Annotated in this window: 15 protein-coding genes; 7 read left to right on the top strand and 8 right to left on the bottom strand. The window is 52.8% G+C overall.

All coding sequences use genetic code 11. The features are described 5' to 3' along the window. Window positions 1-147: 147 nt before the first annotated feature. Complete coding sequence (gene zipA / locus WCC56_RS14775) at window positions 148-1,116, bottom strand: cell division protein ZipA (protein WP_424693101.1); 969 nt, start codon at window positions 1,114-1,116, stop codon at window positions 148-150. Between the two features lie 220 nt (window positions 1,117-1,336). Between zipA and cysZ the strand changes: the two genes are divergently transcribed. The 7 genes from cysZ (at window position 1,337) to WCC56_RS14740 (ending at window position 7,868) form a co-directional block, all read left to right on the top strand. After that, complete coding sequence (gene cysZ / locus WCC56_RS14770) at window positions 1,337-2,098, top strand: sulfate transporter CysZ (RefSeq protein ID WP_424693100.1); 762 nt, start codon at window positions 1,337-1,339, stop codon at window positions 2,096-2,098. 129 nt (window positions 2,099-2,227) lie between these two features. After that, window positions 2,228-3,199 carry a cysteine synthase A gene (cysK, locus tag WCC56_RS14765; RefSeq protein ID WP_424693099.1) on the top strand — a complete coding sequence of 324 codons (972 nt, stop codon included), beginning with the start codon at window positions 2,228-2,230 and terminating at the stop codon, window positions 3,197-3,199. Between the two features lie 392 nt (window positions 3,200-3,591). Further along, entirely contained in the window at window positions 3,592-3,849 is a 258-nt protein-coding gene (gene ptsH, locus WCC56_RS14760; protein WP_013203290.1) for a phosphocarrier protein Hpr, read from the top strand. A 219-nt stretch (window positions 3,850-4,068) separates the two neighbouring features. Next, window positions 4,069-5,796, top strand: coding sequence for a phosphoenolpyruvate-protein phosphotransferase PtsI (gene ptsI, locus WCC56_RS14755; protein WP_424693098.1), 1,728 nt, complete (start codon window positions 4,069-4,071; stop codon window positions 5,794-5,796). A gap of 43 nt (window positions 5,797-5,839) precedes the next feature. Continuing rightward, on the top strand, window positions 5,840-6,343 hold the full coding sequence (crr, locus tag WCC56_RS14750) for a PTS glucose transporter subunit IIA (RefSeq protein ID WP_053144436.1): 504 nt from the start codon (window positions 5,840-5,842) through the stop codon (window positions 6,341-6,343). Between the two features lie 620 nt (window positions 6,344-6,963). Further along, entirely contained in the window at window positions 6,964-7,455 is a 492-nt protein-coding gene (locus WCC56_RS14745) for an Hcp family type VI secretion system effector (protein WP_424693097.1), read from the top strand. An 83-nt stretch (window positions 7,456-7,538) separates the two neighbouring features. Beyond that, window positions 7,539-7,868: a polymorphic toxin type 44 domain-containing protein gene (locus tag WCC56_RS14740; RefSeq protein WP_424693105.1), complete on the top strand. Its 330-nt coding sequence runs from the start codon at window positions 7,539-7,541 to the stop codon at window positions 7,866-7,868. 502 nt (window positions 7,869-8,370) lie between these two features. Here WCC56_RS14740 and WCC56_RS14735 read toward each other — a convergent pair. From WCC56_RS14735 to WCC56_RS14705, 7 genes are read right to left on the bottom strand one after another with little or no spacing between them, the layout of a single operon-like run. Further along, the gene (locus tag WCC56_RS14735) at window positions 8,371-9,873 is read right to left on the bottom strand and encodes an amidohydrolase family protein (RefSeq protein ID WP_424693096.1); all 1,503 of its coding nucleotides are present in this window, start codon (window positions 9,871-9,873) and stop codon (window positions 8,371-8,373) included. Beyond that, on the bottom strand, window positions 9,861-11,051 hold the full coding sequence (locus tag WCC56_RS14730) for an amidohydrolase family protein (protein ID WP_424693095.1): 1,191 nt from the start codon (window positions 11,049-11,051) through the stop codon (window positions 9,861-9,863). Before WCC56_RS14730 ends, WCC56_RS14735 begins: the two co-directional genes overlap by 13 nt. Beyond that, window positions 11,051-12,076 carry an ABC transporter ATP-binding protein gene (locus WCC56_RS14725; RefSeq protein ID WP_424693094.1) on the bottom strand — a complete coding sequence of 342 codons (1,026 nt, stop codon included), beginning with the start codon at window positions 12,074-12,076 and terminating at the stop codon, window positions 11,051-11,053. Before WCC56_RS14725 ends, WCC56_RS14730 begins: the two co-directional genes overlap by 1 nt. Beyond that, the gene (locus WCC56_RS14720; protein ID WP_424693104.1) at window positions 12,073-13,065 is read right to left on the bottom strand and encodes an ABC transporter ATP-binding protein; all 993 of its coding nucleotides are present in this window, start codon (window positions 13,063-13,065) and stop codon (window positions 12,073-12,075) included. The genes WCC56_RS14725 and WCC56_RS14720 overlap by 4 nt, the downstream gene beginning before the upstream one ends. A gap of 14 nt (window positions 13,066-13,079) precedes the next feature. After that, entirely contained in the window at window positions 13,080-14,048 is a 969-nt protein-coding gene (locus WCC56_RS14715) for an ABC transporter permease (protein WP_424693093.1), read from the bottom strand. Between the two features lie 10 nt (window positions 14,049-14,058). Continuing rightward, a complete protein-coding gene (locus tag WCC56_RS14710) occupies window positions 14,059-15,024 on the bottom strand; it encodes an ABC transporter permease (RefSeq protein WP_424693092.1) in 966 nt (321 codons plus the stop codon). Between the two features lie 23 nt (window positions 15,025-15,047). Beyond that, window positions 15,048-16,622 (bottom strand): ABC transporter substrate-binding protein, encoded by a 1,575-nt coding sequence (locus WCC56_RS14705; protein WP_424693091.1) that lies wholly within the window; start codon window positions 16,620-16,622, stop codon window positions 15,048-15,050. Window positions 16,623-16,702: the final 80 nt, after the last annotated feature.

The raw sequence follows: 16,702 nt of genomic DNA, 5'->3' as shown, positions 1-16,702 counted from the left end.
TGATATTCGTGATGGCGGAGAGTGGTTTGCAGCGCAGTGATTTTGTCTTGTACGGATTCCATAGCGGCACCATAGCGATAAAAAACCCCCGACTGGCGGGGGTTTTGAAAAACGGGGAGTCAGGCTGTTGCCTTACTGCTCAGTGAATCAGGCGTTAGCCTCGATCACATCACGAATACGGTTTTTATAGGTTTCCAGCTTCTGCGGCGTCATCATGCGGCGCTCATCATCCAGCACCACACCGCCAACATCATCGGCGATACGCTGGGCAGACTGCAGCATCAGCTTGAAGTTCTGATTCGCATCACCATAAGAAGGCACCATCATAAAGATGGAAATCCCCGGCGTAGTGAAATCACCCATCTCATCCGGGTTGAACGAACCCGGTTTCACCATGTTCGCCAGGCTGAACAGCACAGGGCCACTTCCGGCCGGACTCAGGTGACGGTGGAAGATGTTCATCTCACCAAACTGGAAGCCGGCCTGCAACACGCCCTGCAACAGCGCTTCGCCGTTCAGCGTGCCGCCAGCATGTGCACCTACATGGAGAACCAGCACAGTTTCTTTCGCGCGTTCTTGCTTCGGTGCAGCTGCAGGCGCTTCTGGCTGTGTGGCTTCAGATTCTGGCTTAACGTCGGCAACTGGCGGACGAGGAGCGGTAACAGGCTGATGCGGAGCTTCAGGCTGTGGACGAGCAGGCTGCGGCTGACGAACCGGTTCAACGTCTGCTTCATCGTCGTAGTCTGGTTCAGGCGCATGCGGCAGCTCCCCGCCGAACAGCGGATCCAGTTCCGGCTGCTCATCAATCCGGGGCTGGTGACGCACCGGCTCAGGCTGGGCACGAACGGGACGTGGTGGCGCTTCATCAGTGCCAAAAGCAACTGGAGAAACGACGTCATCGTCTTCTTCAGCTCGCGACCGTTTCACCCGCACTTCACCCACGCCATCATCGACGTCGTCTAATGCTTCTTCTCTTTCCTGTTTTAAACGCTTGTGAGGGCGATCGCGAAAAACGGATGAGCGCTCTTTACGGCTGGTCCAGAGGCCGTGCAGTAAAAGCGCTATTATGGCGATCGCGCCAACAACGATTAATATCAGACGCAAATCCTGCATCATTGTATTCTCTGTTGTTCCAATACCTTGCCACCGCGGCAAACTTTATCCTCTAACTGTATTTGCCCTGGTTAACAAGTGCAAGTCCGTGCAGTATTTTCTGACAAATAAGCGTGCATCAACACGGTTTTTTGCTGTTTTTTCGTTCAAAAGCGCACTGGTCAGCGCAAATAGCTGACTTATGCTAGCGTTGCAACACCGACTGTAAGGAGAAAATCAGACCATGTCCCCGACGAATACCCCGACTTCTACCAATGGGATCCACTATTTTTCACAGGGCTGGAAGTTAATCCGCTTGCCGGGTATCCGCCGCTTCGTGATCGTGCCATTAGCGATCAACGTCCTGCTGATGGGCGGAGCCTTTATCTGGTTGTTCTGGCAACTGGGTCAGTGGCTTCCGGCCCTGATGGCTAAAGTTCCGGACTGGTTGCAATGGCTGAGCTATTTGCTCTGGCCGCTGACCGTGATCTCTATCGTTCTGGTGTTCAGTTATTTCTTCTCAACTCTAGCGAACTGGATAGCCGCTCCATTTTGTGGCCTGCTGGCCGAACAGCTTGAGGCCAGGCTAACAGGTAAACCGTTGCCAGACAGTGGCTGGGCCGGGTTAGTAAAAGACCTTCCGCGCATCATGAAACGTGAATGGCAGAAGCTGGCTTATTACCTGCCGCGGGCCATCTTGTTGCTGATCCTCTACTTTGTGCCGGGGTTCGGGCAAACCGTTGCACCGGTGCTGTGGTTCCTGTTCAGCGCATGGATGCTGTCGATCCAGTACTGCGATTACCCGTTTGATAACCACAAAGTCAGCTTCCAGCAGATGCGCACGGCGCTGCGGCAAAACAAAACCGATAACATGCAATTTGGTGCGCTGGTGAGCCTGTTCACCATGGTCCCTATTCTGAATTTAGCGATCATGCCGGTTGCCGTTTGCGGCGCTACAGCAATGTGGGTTGACCGCTATCGCGCGGCGCTTGGGCGAGTGGCGTAGGGCCTTATGCCTTTTATGTTGCCCTTATTTCTGCATAACATATATATATACGATTTCTTCACTTCCTTGAGAAACTGAAGCGGGTATGCTTTCTGCGTTCCCAATATTTCATACAGTTAAGGACGGGCTATGAGTAAGATCTATGAAGACAACTCTTTAACAATCGGTCATACACCGTTGGTTCGTCTGAACCGCATCGGTAACGGTCGCATTCTGGTAAAAGTGGAATCCCGTAACCCGAGCTTCAGCGTAAAATGCCGTATCGGTGCCAATATGATTTGGGACGCAGAGAAACGTGGCATTTTAAAACCAGGCGTTGAACTGGTTGAACCCACCAGTGGTAACACCGGCATCGCACTGGCCTATGTTGCCGCTGCGCGCGGGTACAAATTGACGCTGACCATGCCGGAAACGATGAGCGTTGAGCGCCGTAAGCTGCTGAAAGCGCTGGGTGCCAACCTGATCCTGACTGAAGGCGCCAAAGGCATGAAAGGCGCCATTGCCAAAGCTGAAGAAGTCGTTGCCGCCAACCCGGACAAATTCGTGTTGTTGCAGCAGTTCAGCAACCCGGCCAACCCGGAAATCCACGAGAAAACCACCGGTCCTGAAATCTGGGAAGACACCGATGGCAACGTAGATGTATTTATCGCCGGTGTTGGCACTGGCGGAACGCTGACCGGTGTTAGCCGTTATCTGAAAAATACCAAAGGCAAAAAAGAGTTGATCTCCGTTGCAGTAGAGCCAACGGATTCTCCAGTTATCGCTCAGGCGTTAGCGGGCGAAGAGATCAAACCAGGCCCACACAAAATCCAGGGTATCGGTGCCGGATTTATCCCTGGCAACCTCGACCTGAATCTGATTGACCGCGTAGTCGCCATCACCAACGAAGAGTCCATTTCTACTGCCCGTCGCCTGATGGAAGAAGAAGGTATTCTGGCTGGGATCTCTTCCGGTGCTGCAGTCGCTGCGGCATTGAAACTGCAGGAAGAAGAAGCCTTCGCCAATAAGACTATCGTGGTGATTTTGCCGTCCTCCGGCGAGCGCTATTTGAGTACTGCACTGTTTGCCGATCTCTTCACCGAGAAAGAATTGCAGCAGTAAGCGATCAGCAGGCGGATTTGTCTAAAAAAGCACCCAAACGGGTGCTTTTTTGTGGAGCACGTCAAAGTTTTGCCATCCTGCAGATTGCTTTTACCCGCCACAGTCTGGTATCTAAGCTGCCATTATTTCGATCCACAAAATTAATCGCCGCGTGAGATGGATCAAGCTGAATCGATTTACTGGTTTGGCGCTACAGCACAATTCGCGGCATAATGGGGACAGGAAAGCGAGACGAGTGTTGCACGTTTACCCCCGCCTCCTCCCTACCCTTAACAGCGCATTTTTTGGCGCGTCTTTGTACGCAGGCCAGCGCGACTTATCCAGGCTAAAGTCCGGTCACCAGGCTAGACTTCAGGTCAATAACATCTAACCAAATTAGTTGGGGAAAAAGAATGTTCCAGCAAGAAGTTACTATCACTGCACCTAACGGCCTCCATACCCGCCCTGCTGCACAGTTCGTGAAAGAAGCGAAAGCCTTTGCATCAGACATCACCGTGACGTCTAACGGTAAATCAGCCAGCGCGAAAAGCCTGTTCAAGCTGCAAACTCTGGGCCTGACTCAGGGAACTGTAGTGATGCTGTCTGCTGAAGGTGAAGACGAGCAGAAAGCGGTTGAGCATCTGGTTAAACTGATGGCAGAGCTCGAATAAGCGCCTCTCCTCATGCAGGGCCAGTAAAAATAGTGCAAACATTTTGATCGCGGACAGCATGTCCGCGTTGTTGCTTTCGTAAAGTACGACTTTGTGCAAACCGAGAGCAACCAGCGTGTAACGCTGTTGCCTAATCAGGCTGGTTCGCTGAGTGGATGAACCAACAGAATTCTGGGTTGATCGCCTCGGGTGATTACTAGTAATTAAAAAGGTAGGGTTATGATTTCAGGTATTTTAGCATCACCGGGTATCGCTTTTGGCAAAGCGCTTTTGCTGAAAGAAGATGAGATAGTCATCAACCGGAAAAAAATTGCTGCTGACCAGGTTGAGCAGGAAGTTCAGCGTTTTCTCGAGGGTCGCACCAAGGCTGCAAGCCAGCTTGAAGCGATCAGAATCAAAGCCGGCGAATCGCTGGGTGAAGAGAAAGCGGCCATCTTCGAAGGGCACATTATGCTGCTGGAAGATGAAGAGCTGGAGCAGGAAATCATAGCCCTGATTAAAGACGATCTGGCTTCTGCCGACGCGGCTGCTTTCTCTGTGATCGAAGGCCAGGCCAAAGCGTTAGAAGAGCTGGATGATGAATACCTGAAAGAGCGTGCGGCTGACGTGCGCGACATCGGTAAACGTCTGCTGCAGAACATTCTTGGCCTGCACATTGTCGATCTCAGCGCTATCGCTGATGAAGTGCTGCTGGTAGCGAAGGATTTGACCCCGTCAGAGACCGCACAGCTGAACCTCGACAAAGTGCTGGGCTTCATTACCGATTTGGGTGGCCGTACTTCGCACACCTCAATCATGGCGCGCTCGTTAGAGATCCCTGCCATCGTCGGTACGGGTAATGTCACCACTCAGGTGAAAAACGACGACTATCTGATTCTGGACGGCGTGAACAACCAGATTTACGTCAATCCTACCGCAGAGAAAATTGAAGAGCTGAAGGCGATTCATAACCAGTACGTCAGCGAAAAAAATGACCTGGCGAAGCTGAAAGATCTGCCAGCGATCACGCTTGATGGCCATCAGGTTGAAGTTTGTGCCAACATCGGTACGGTGCGTGATGTTGCCGGTGCTGAGCGTAACGGCGCAGAAGGTGTTGGTCTGTACCGCACCGAATTCCTGTTCATGGACCGCGATTCTCTGCCTACGGAAGAAGAGCAGTTCCAGGCTTATAAAGCCGTGGCTGAAGCAATGGGCTCTCAGGCTGTTATCGTTCGCACCATGGACATCGGCGGCGACAAAGACCTGCCGTACATGAACCTGCCGAAAGAAGACAACCCATTCCTCGGCTGGCGCGCAATCCGCATCGCTATGGACCGTCCGGAAATCTTGCATGCTCAGTTGCGTGCCATCCTGCGTGCTTCCGCCTTCGGTAAGCTGCGCATCATGTTCCCGATGATCATTTCCGTTGAAGAAGTTCGCACCCTGAAAGGCGAGCTGGAAACGCTGAAAGCGCAACTGCGTGAAGAAAGCAAAGCTTTTGATGAGACCATTGAAGTGGGCATTATGGTGGAAACACCGGCTTCAGCGGCAATTGCTCATCATCTGGCTAAAGAAGTCGATTTCTTCAGTATCGGTACCAACGACCTGACCCAGTACACGCTGGCGGTTGACCGTGGTAACGATCTGATCTCGCATCTGTACAACCCGATGACCCCTTCCGTACTGACACTTATCAAGCAAGTTATTGATGCGTCTCATGCTGAAGGTAAATGGACAGGGATGTGTGGTGAGCTGGCTGGCGATGAACGTGCTACACTGTTGTTATTGGGAATGGGGCTGGACGAATTCAGCATGAGTGCCATTTCTATCCCACGCATCAAGAAAATTATTCGTAATACGAATTTTGAAGATGCGAAGGCATTAGCAGAGCAGGCTATGGCTCAACCGACAGCGGATGAGTTGATGAACCTGGTTAACAAGTTCATTGAAGAAAAAACACTCTGCTAAGATGTGTAGACGCTGGCCCAATATTACTGCTTAGGAGAAGATCATGGGTTTGTTTTCAAAGCTTTTTGGCGATAAGTCAGATACCGCATCTGGAGCCATTGAGATCGTAGCGCCGCTGTCTGGTGAAATCGTCAATATCGAAGACGTACCGGACGTAGTGTTTGCGGAGAAAATTGTTGGCGACGGTATCGCTATCAAACCTACTGGCAATAAAATGGTTGCGCCAGTTGATGGCACCATCGGTAAAATTTTCGAAACCAATCATGCATTTTCCATCGAGTCAGACAACGGCATCGAGCTGTTCGTCCACTTCGGAATTGATACGGTTGAACTGAAGGGTGAAGGCTTTAAGCGCATCGCTGAAGAAGGCCAGAAAGTGAAAAAAGGCGACGTCGTTATCGAGTTCGACCTGGCACTTTTGGAAGAAAAAGCGAAATCAACGCTGACGCCGGTCGTCATCTCCAACATGGATGAGATCAAAGAGCTGGTAAAACTGACAGGTTCTGTGGTCGTGGGTGAAACACCTGTGATCCGTATCCGTAAGTAATCGGTTTTGCGTCTGAAACAGAGCCCCCTGAGCAATCAGGGGGCTTTTTTTTGATTCATCGCGCTTTAACGGGAAACGCTATTTTCTTTTCATAAAGAAGTAGTGGTTATCCTGGTGCCCATATGCCATTCGTTATATTACTTTGATTTTATTATCCATTTCCTCCAGCACGCTTGTGTTTTCCCTCTGAGCGGCACTGGCGATTATCGTTCAAAATGAGGGTGAGCCTCGCCCACTTTGGCAAGAGTGCTGTTCTTGCGGTCGTAAATACCCGATTCGGGGGCAGTAACTGAGGGCACTGGCTATTGCGGACTCTGCGCCTGGAAAGTGTAGCCGGAATACTGTTATGGTCATTTAAACTCGCCCCCCTCCTCACTAGAGTATTTTTTCGTTCCATTGCCCCTCAAACCCCAAAGATGGGTGGGATCAAGTTAAGAAACGCAATGCAACTCCAATCATCAATTAAAAAGAACGACCGAGATTGGGGGAGGTGAATTATCGTCGCCAGATCAATCCTGGCTGGATTTGAACTAGAAAATGTAGTCTATGTTTTATTTCATTCTAAAACGGAGTATGATGCCTTTTTCATATAACCATTCATTACATAGGGATAATGTAACATGGCAATTCCAGCATATTTATGGCTTAAAGACGATGGCGGCACGCATATTAAGGGGTCTGTAGATGTTCAAAATCGTGAGGGTAGTATTGAGATTAACGGATTCTCTCATAATCTGAGTATTCCTACAGACCGAATGACCGGGAAAATAACCGGAACACGCAGACACTCCGCTATAATTATTCAAAAGGAATTTGATTCATCTTCTCCCTACCTTTACAAAGCTGTAGCTACGGGCCAAACTCTCCAATCAGCTGAGTTCAAATGGTATCGCATCAATGACGCAGGCCAGGAAGCAGAATACTTTAACATGCTGCTTGAATATGTGAGGATTGTTGGCGTTTCGCCTGTAATGCACGATACCAAAGACCCAACCAAAGAAAAGCATAATCACCTTGAATGTATTGAACTTCGCTATGAAAAAATCACCTGGAAACACTGCGACGGGAACATTATGTTTACCGATAGCTGGAACGAGAGAGTGCAAGCGTGAGATACCCAACATTAGCGGCATCGCCTCACCCGCCGTACGATGTCACCTCATTAGCTCCTCCAGGAGTAAGTATCGTCAATAATATGATGATGGCTCGACTTCACCGTGGCCCGTCAGCCCTCACCTACATGTGGTTTTATTATCAGGTAAGGAATCACGGGCCTTGGGATTACAAGAATCAGCACGGTAGACAGTACGCAAACTTTGGAAACTTTAACTATGGTGCTGTTGGGTCTGCTGCTGGTATCACGGATCAGATTCTGCTTCGTGGTGCAGGTGCTGCGCAAATTCTTGCAGGTACAAGCCGCCCTGAGTTTGCGGATTACCCAGGTCCTGACTCTTACGGAGATGACCCTGAAGACCAGACGTGGATCAGGGCTGGTATAGATTATGCGAAACGTTCGGGTTTTTAAGTGGGCAGTTGTGTCTTTGGTCATCGTTGCTTTCTACGGTGCATGGAAGGCAATTAACTCTCCTGTCGATCAAACTGTTTACAAATATGAGAAAGTTAATTCACAGATAACGTTATATATCACTGAGGGGAGCGCAGGGGCTACCACAGATTTTGTATACCAGTTCTACCTGGTGCCGTCAGCAATTTCCAAAAGCGATTTCCTAAAAAATACAGGTGATAAATACCAAGCTTTTTTATCAACATCTGACGCAAGTACAAAGGTTGATATAAGTAACGAGGCTATCCATCTAACCGTGAAAGGGAAGGTATACCATTTCAATAATGGGGCGAGCTATTCAACGACGATATACCTGAATGCATCACCATTCTAATAAGAGAAGTCCGGTTAGCATTCATAACTGCGGCAGTGAGTGTCTTGATTTAGTTTTTTAACGAACGTAAAACTCAAGACTTTCACTGCCTTTTTCTATTGGTTCACGCTAAGACGTAATTACCCTTTTTCATGGCTGAGAGGGGGTGCGGATGAGGAATGAAGAGGTAAAAATTTCGCTCACGTCAGGATGCTGCCAGCTGCGCTCCGGATAGGTTTGTTGCAATGCAGCAAGCTGCACGCCAGCTTCCTGGTGAAGTTGATCAAGATCGTAACCCGGTTTCACCAGCTGCCTGTCCCACAGCACTTTCTCTCCTGCAACAATAACGCCCTTCACATCGCGACCATTGCCGTTGATCACTAACGCCGTGATCGGATCAAAAACCTGTCCCATTGCCGGTTCATCCAGATCGAACAGCACTATATCGGCCTGAGCACCGGCTGCCAGTCTGCCCAGATCCTCTCTGCCGAGGGCTTTGGCTCCACCCAGCGTCGCCATCCGGTAATACTCAGCCGCGCTGGCTGCCGTGCTATCCGCAGCCACAACACGGCTGAGAATCGTGCCGATGTGCATATTGCTGACCATATCGGGTGGAAAAGTGTCGGTGCCGAGCGCAAGGTTAACGCCCTTCTCCCGCAGCTCGTTAAAGGACTCCAGATAGTTGCCATGCCGCCCGGAAACCAGCGGGCAGGAAATCAGCGTGGCGTGCGCCGAAGCAAGGCGAGCTATATCTGCGGAGATCTTCGTTTTATCCGGCTGCGGCCCCCCTAAAAACTGGCCGTGGGGTAACAGCATATGCCGGTTAAGCAGCGAGAAATCCTCCAGCACCTCAAGCGAGCTTTTACCAGCAAAGCGGGAAGCCACCTCATTAACCTCCAGCTGGCTTTGGCAACAGTGTAGCCTCGTAGGACAGTGCAGACTGTTAACGGCCTGAGAGAGTGCGTTAAACAACGCTGGTGTGCCACCTTCAATCCGATCCGGTGCCAGCATTCCCTTAACCGTTGCGCTGTTGCTCTTCTCAAGCCGTTCAACATACGAGATAGCCTGCTCAAGACCGCGTAGCCCTTTAGCTTCATTCAGCCGCAACGCTATACGACCATCAGCTTCCACTACGTGATAGCCAGACATAAAAGCCGGGCCAAGATAAGCGCGGATGCCCAACGACTCGGCGACGTCAGCGGCGTAGCAGTACTCATCAAAGGTCTCGGCCCACTCCCGATAAAGAATTGAGGTGATTGGCAGCGCAGTGGTAATGCCGTTGCGCAGGAGCTGGCTATATGCGTAACGCTTACTGAAGTTGAGCTGATCGCGGTTGTAAAGATCGCGTCTTACCCAGTCAGCCGCGACAACCCTGCCCTTGCGCCAACCCGGCTGGTTATCAAATCCCAACACGGTGGTATCCACATCGCCAAGCGCGTCCAGGTCGATAAATCCTGGCCCCACCAGCGTATTTCCTGCCGCAATCTCTTCATCCACAGGGCCACTAAAACCGTGGCCGACAAAGACAATCTGCGCGCCCTGCCAGACGACTTCGCCCTCCTGATAAAGCTGATGGTCGCCATTTTCATAGCCCACAACCCAACGAGCGCGGATGCGGCAAACTTTCTGTTGGCTGTCGGTCAAAACAGGCACTCCCCGTCACGGGCAATCACCACGCCGTTCTTGATCACGGTACGTCCTGTCGGCGTGCTAACCACCGCTTCTGCCATCGATCTGGCTGGCACTAACACCATATCCGCCCGGCAACCGACGTTAAGACCGTAATTTTCCAGCCGCATCACTTGCGCGCCACCTTCCGTCACGGTGCGCGCAGCCTTAAGGATCTCACTGTCCTTGCGCCAGCGGTAGCGTAAGCCCATCAGCATCGCTCGCTGCAGCATGTCGCCGTTGCCGTAGGGATTCCAGGTATCACGCACGCCATCATTTCCGGCGCAAATCCGTACGCCAGCCGCGCGGAGCAGATCGAAAGGCGGCACGGCAACATTTGTCGGTGCAGTGGTTGCTATCGCGATATCCAGTTCCGCCAGCTGGTCGGCAAAGCGCTTCTGGGCATCGGCATCCACCATTCCCAGGCAGAAGGCATGACTGATCGTCACCTTGCCAGCCAGGCCATATTCGCGCGTTCTGTTGATGATCAGCTCAGTGCTGAAAGCGCCAAGTTCGCCCAACTCATGCAGGTGGATATCCACGCCTTTACCGTATTGGGTAGCCAGCCGGAAAAGGATATCGAGGTGCGTCACCGGATCTTTTTCATACGAGCAGGGATCCAGTCCGCCAATCTGGTCGGCTCCCATCTGCAGGGCCTTTTCAAGGTAAGCTTCCGTGCCCGGACTGCGCAAAATGCCGCTCTGTGGGAAGGCGACGGTCTCAATATCCACTTGCCCACGCAGCTTCTCTTTGGTTGCCAGCACGCCAGCAAAGTTATCCAGCCCACATTCATTATCAATATCGATGTGGGTACGGATAAACGACGTGCCGTGCTTGATACATTCGCGGGTTATCCGCTCCGATTGCAGCTGAATATCGGGCTTCTGCGTGCGCCGATACTCGCGTTCATTGGCAATAATCGCCGTCAGATCCCGCGGGACATCATTGTGATACCACTCGCGTCCCCACACGCTTTTATCAATGTGCGCGTGCCCCTCTACCAGGCCGGGAAAGAGCTGGAAGCCGCTGCCATCAATCACTTCATGGGCAGTGGTTGGAACAGGCAGCCTGGCGGCTCTGGCCACAATTTTACCCTCTTCCAGTAACCAGTCTTCGGGGTGGTTATGGTCAAAAGCCGTCGCCTGTTTAATGAATAAAGTCATCACGTTGCTTCTCCTGTCAGCAGGGAGGGTTGAGGCTGCACAGCCAGCTCGGGGAAATGGCATTCCACCTGATGGCTGGCAGAGCGGGAATGGATCGCTGGCGCTTCACTGCGGCATTTCGCCGTGGCGTGCGGGCAACGCGGATGAAAAGCACAGCCGGAAGGCGGGTTTAAAGGGCTGGGCACTTCACCAGCCAGCGGCGCCCGCTCTGTGGCTCCGCCAGCAAAATTGGGGATGGCCGCCATCAGCAGGCGAGTGTAAGGGTGCGCCGGATGACTGAAGATGTCTTCGACGGTTCCCGTCTCAACGATACGGCCCAGATACATCACGCCCACGCGGTCGGAGAAATGGGAAATCACCGACATATTATGGCTGATAAAAAAGTAGGTCAGCCCCAACTCACGCTGAAGTTTACGCATCAGGTTAAGCACCTGCGCCTGTACCGAGACGTCCAGCGCGGAGGTCGGCTCATCACAGATAAGAAACCCCGGCTGGGTGGCCAGTGCGCGGGCAATTGAAATTCTCTGCCGCTGTCCGCCGGAGAACTGGTGGGGATATTTCTCCATATCCGCCGCCGTCAGACCGACCTGCTCCAGCAGAGCAATGCATTGCTGCCGTGCCTGACGATAATGCCCTACCCGCTTTTGCAGACACAAAGGCTCGGCAAGGATCCGCTCAATTCGCCAGCGCGGGTTGAGGCTGGCGTAGGGGTCCTGAAAGATCATCTGAATCCCGCTGGCGGAAGGGGCAGCCTGCGGATCTAAAGGTTGCCCGGCAAAAGAAATCTGACCCGCTTCCGGCTGATAAAGCCCGGCCAGCGCTCGTGCTACCGTCGATTTACCGCAGCCAGATTCCCCTACCAGGCTGAACGTTTCGCCCTGACGAATATCGAAGCTGATCCCGCGTACCGCTTGCAGCCGCTGCGGCTTGCCTTTGCTGAACAGGCTGCGCTGGCCCACCCGGAAGCTGATATGCAGATCTTTTACCGACAGCACTACGCGAGGAGACGGAACTGAAGTATTCATAGCGAACTCCCAGGCAAATTAAGGCAGGCAACGCTTGATGAGCCCACGGTCAGCAAGGCTGGCTCCTGTTGCTGGCAATGTGCCGTACATTGCGAACAGCGCGGATGGAAGCTACAGCCTGAAGGCAGCTGCGTCAGACGCGGCATCGCCCCTTCAATCTGCGTCAGGAACTCCTGCCGTTGGTGCATTGAGGGGATCGAAGCCATCAACCCTTGAGTGTAAGGATGACGAGGATGATGAATCACCTCGGCAACCGGGCCAATCTCGACCAGCCTTCCGGCATACATCACCGCTACCCGGTCGCAAATTTCGGCGATCACGCCCATATCATGGGTAATCAGCATCACGGCGGTTTGATGCTGCTTGCACAACCGCCGTAGCAGCGCCAGCACCTGAGCCTGTACCGAAACGTCCAGCGCCGTCGTGGGCTCATCGGCAATCACCAACTGTGGGTCAACGCACAGCGCCAAAGCAATCACGATGCGCTGACGCAATCCCCCTGAGAGCTGATGAGGGTACTGGTCCATACGCATTTCCGGGCTACTGATCCCCACTTCCGTCATCAGATCAATCGCCCGCTGACGGCACGCTGCAGAAGAGAGTTTAAGATGGGTCGCGATAGTCTCCATCAACTGATCGCCGATGGTCAGCACCGGGTTCAGGCTGGTCAGCGGATCCTGGAAAATACAGCCAATCGCCTTGCCACGCAGCTTGCGCCGGGGCTCCTCTTTCAGGTTATCAATGCGCTGGTTGTTAAACAGGATCTCGCCACCGCTGATGCGGCCCGGCAGCGTCAGTAAGCCGCTTATTGCCGCGCCGGTCAGTGATTTTCCCGCACCAGATTCGCCAACAATGCCCAGAATTTCCCCCGGCTTAAGCGAGAAGCTGACATCGTGCAGCGCCTGCACATCCCCTTTACGGTGCAGGAATTCTACCGAAAGCTGTTTCACTTCCAGCAAGGGTTCAAGTTCAACAAAATCAGGGTTCATCATGGTTCTCTCCCTTAGCGCAGACGAGGGTTAAGGACATCGCGCAGCCAGTCCCCAAGCACGTTAAACGCCAGCGAAAGCGTCACTAATACCAGCGCCGGGAATAACACCACCCACCACTGACCAGAGAATAAATATTGATTACCTTCGTTGATCAATGTGCCCAGCGAAGGTTGATCTGGCGGCATCCCGACGCCGAGGAAAGAGAGCGTCGCTTCCGTGAGGATCGCCATCCCCAGATGCAGCGTCGCCAGCACCGACAGCGGGCTGATGACGTTTGGCAAGATATGCGCAAACATAATATGCAAGGTTCCGCCGCCGCTGACGCGGGAAGCCTGAACATACTCTTTCTGCTTCTCCAGCAGCGTCAGGCTTCTGATGGTGCGGGCATACTGCATCCAGCCTGTCAGCGTAATGGCCAGCACAATCACCGGCATCGCCACCGCGCTATACATCTCTTTTGGCACCAATCCTCTGGCCACGCCGCTGATCAGCAGCGAGAACATAATGGTGGGAATACTTAACATCGCATCGGCAAGCCGCATGATCAGCATGTCCACCCACCCGCCGAGGTAACCACTGATCACCCCTAGCAGCGTGCCCACCACCAGCGAGCAACCCACGCTTATTACGCCAACCGTTAAGGAGATGCTTAAACCGTAGAGGATCAAGGAGAGCACATCCCTGCCCTGCACATCAGTCCCCAGCCAAAAGCGCGGATCGCCGGCTTCTTGCCAGGCAGGCGGCAGTTCCGAATCCATCAGGTCGAAGCTGGAGCTGTCAAAAATGGCGTGCGGTGCCAGCCAGTGGCTGAACAACGCCGCCAGCAGCAGGACCACCGTCCAGATAAAGGCCAGCACCACCGGTTTAGATCGCCAAAAAAGCCAAAGAAAATCACTGTCTCGCCAGGCGGAAAGACGCTGGCGAAATCGGGTCAGCGTGCTGCTGGGCGCGGCAATGGCCGGGTTTTGTGGCGTTTTCATTGTTCAGCCCTCACTGTTTTTTCATTCGCGGATCGATCAGGAAATAGAGCAGATCGACCGTGGTGTTAATAACGATAAAAATCAGCGCAATAAAGATCAGATAGGCCGAAATCACCGGGATATCGACATAATTGATAGCCTGAATAAACAGCAGGCCCATGCCTGGCCACTGGAACACGGTTTCGGTGACGATGGCGAAAGCGATCAACCCGCCGATTTGCAGGCCAATAATCGTCACCACCGGCAGCAGCGCATTACGCAAGGCATGATGGAACCAGATGCTGCGCGACTTAAGCCCTCGCGCACGCGCGAACTTGATGTAGTCCGTGCCCATCACTTCCAGCATCTGTGTCCTGACCAGGCGGATAATCAGGGTGATCATAAACAGCGACAGCGAAATCGCCGGCAGGATCACCGAGCGCCAGCCGCTGAGGCTGAACAATCCGCTGCTCCAGAAGCCCAGATGCACCGTTTCACCGCGACCGCTGGAAGGGAACCAACCCAGCCAGACGGAAAAGAGGATGATCAGCAGAATGCCGGTGAGAAAGCTCGGCAACGAAATGCCGATTAACGACAGTCCCTGGATCAAACCGGGCATAATCCGGTTCTTACTGATCGCTGACCAGACGCCCAACGGAAACCCCACCACCAGCGACAGCACCACCGCCACAAACACCAGCTCAAGCGTGGCGGGCAGGCGTTCCATGATCAGATGGAACACATCAACCTGGTTGTAATAAGAGATGCCGAAATCGCCATGCAGGATCCGCTGCATAAAGTGCAGAAACTGCGTGAGCATCGGATCGTTAAGTCCCAGAGAAGCCCTGAGCTGCATCCGTTCAGCCTGGGTCGCGCTTTCCGGCAGCATGTTATTCACCGGGTCGCCCAGATACTGGAACATCGAGAAGGCGATAAACGCCACCACCACCATCAGACACAGCGCCTGAATCAGCTTCTTGATCAGAAAGAGAGGCATAGGTTTTCTGTCCGTTCAGAGGGTTACTTAACGCTGCTGTACCACAGGCGCACCACGTTGTCCGGGCTCTGTTTGATAGCAATATTCTTCTTCGCTACCCACACCACCGGCTCGAAATGCATCGGCATAAACGGCAGATCTGCCTGAGCAAGCGCGATCTCCTGACGAAGCATCTCAGTCCGTTTAGCGCTATCCAGTTCAGGGATAGACTGCTCGATCAGCTTATCGACGGCCGGATTCGAGTAGCGCGGCACGTTGAACATGCCATAGCCGCTGCCATCGTTGGTGTGCAGCAGCTGAACGGAAATGCTGTAGGCATCCATAATCGGCAGGTTCGCCCAGCCCAGCACGCCAATATCGGTTTTGCCGTTATCGGTAATCTGGTTGTAAACACTGTTGGTGTGCAGGGTGAGCGTGGTTTTGACGCCAATTTTGGCCCAATAACTTTGCACGGCCTGGCACCACTGCGGCGCGTTCATGTACATGCCTTCCGGGCAGTCAAAAGCCAGAGAGAAACCTTTGGCGTAGCCCGCTTCGGCCAGCAAGGCTTTGGCTTTTTCCGGGTTGTAATCCAGCTTAATAGCGCTGGCCGCGTCATAGCCTGGAATGGCCGGAGCGAGATAGGTATTGGCGACGGTGGTCATCTTTCGCATGATTTTCTGCACGATGGCTTCGCGGTTCACCGCCATCATCAGTGCCTGACGTACGCGCAGATCTTTCAGCGGGTTTTTGCCATCGGCATTGCCAGCATTCAGCGTGTCGCGCAGATTGAAGGTGAGGAAATCAACGCGCAGTGAAGGACTGATCAGGGTTTGTAGCGACTGATCCTGATTTAACCGGGCGATGTCCTGTAAAGGCACGCTGGTCACCAGATCGTATTCACCGGCCAGAATACCGGAGAGTCGAGTGGCATCAGCGGTGATCGGTTTGAAAATAATGCGATCGATATTGGTTTGTGAGCGATCCTTGTTCCACCAGTTTGGGTTACGCACCAGCACCATTTGCGCCTCACGCTGGCGACTTTGCAGGATAAATGGCCCCGTTCCATTGGTGTTGTTGGTGGCGTAGCCTTCCGTTCCCTGACTCATACTGGTTGGCGACAGCGCGTTGTGCTGCTCCATCCACTCCTTGTCCATCATCATTACGCCGCTAAGCTCGTTAAGCGCGATGCCGCTTTTCTCTTTCAGATGAATATCGACGGTGTATTTATCAACCGCTACGGCGTCTTTGATAGTGGAAGCGTTGGCACGGATACCTGAAGCAGGATCGGTTACGCGGGCAATGGACGCCACCACATCGGCAGAATCAAAGTCATCGCCATTCTGGAACTTCACGCCCTGCCGCAGGGTAAAGCGCAGCGTGGTGTCATTCACATAGTCCCAGTGAGTGGCCAGCGTTGGCTGAAGCGTTAACTCATTATCACGTTGCAACAACCCTTCGTAGATATGGTTCTGAAAGGTCAGCGCCGTGGTAGAGGCATAAGCGTAAGGATCCAGCGTGGGAATATCTGCGGCAACGGCCCAACGTACAACGTTTTCAGCCTTTGCCCAGGGAGAAGCAATCAGACCCAACAACAGTGTAACCATGACTTTTTTCATTTTTCCGCCCGGAGCTATCAGTGAAAGAAGAGGCACTTCTAAGCAATAGCAATAAACTGGTTAATTGCTAGCAATGATTG

The sequence above is a fragment of the Erwinia sp. genome (genome assembly GCF_049696395.1).
Taxonomy (GTDB): Bacteria; Pseudomonadota; Gammaproteobacteria; order Enterobacterales; family Enterobacteriaceae; genus Erwinia.
The sequence above is the reverse complement of the archived record's forward strand: the minus strand, read 5'-3'. Positions and strand labels throughout refer to the sequence as shown.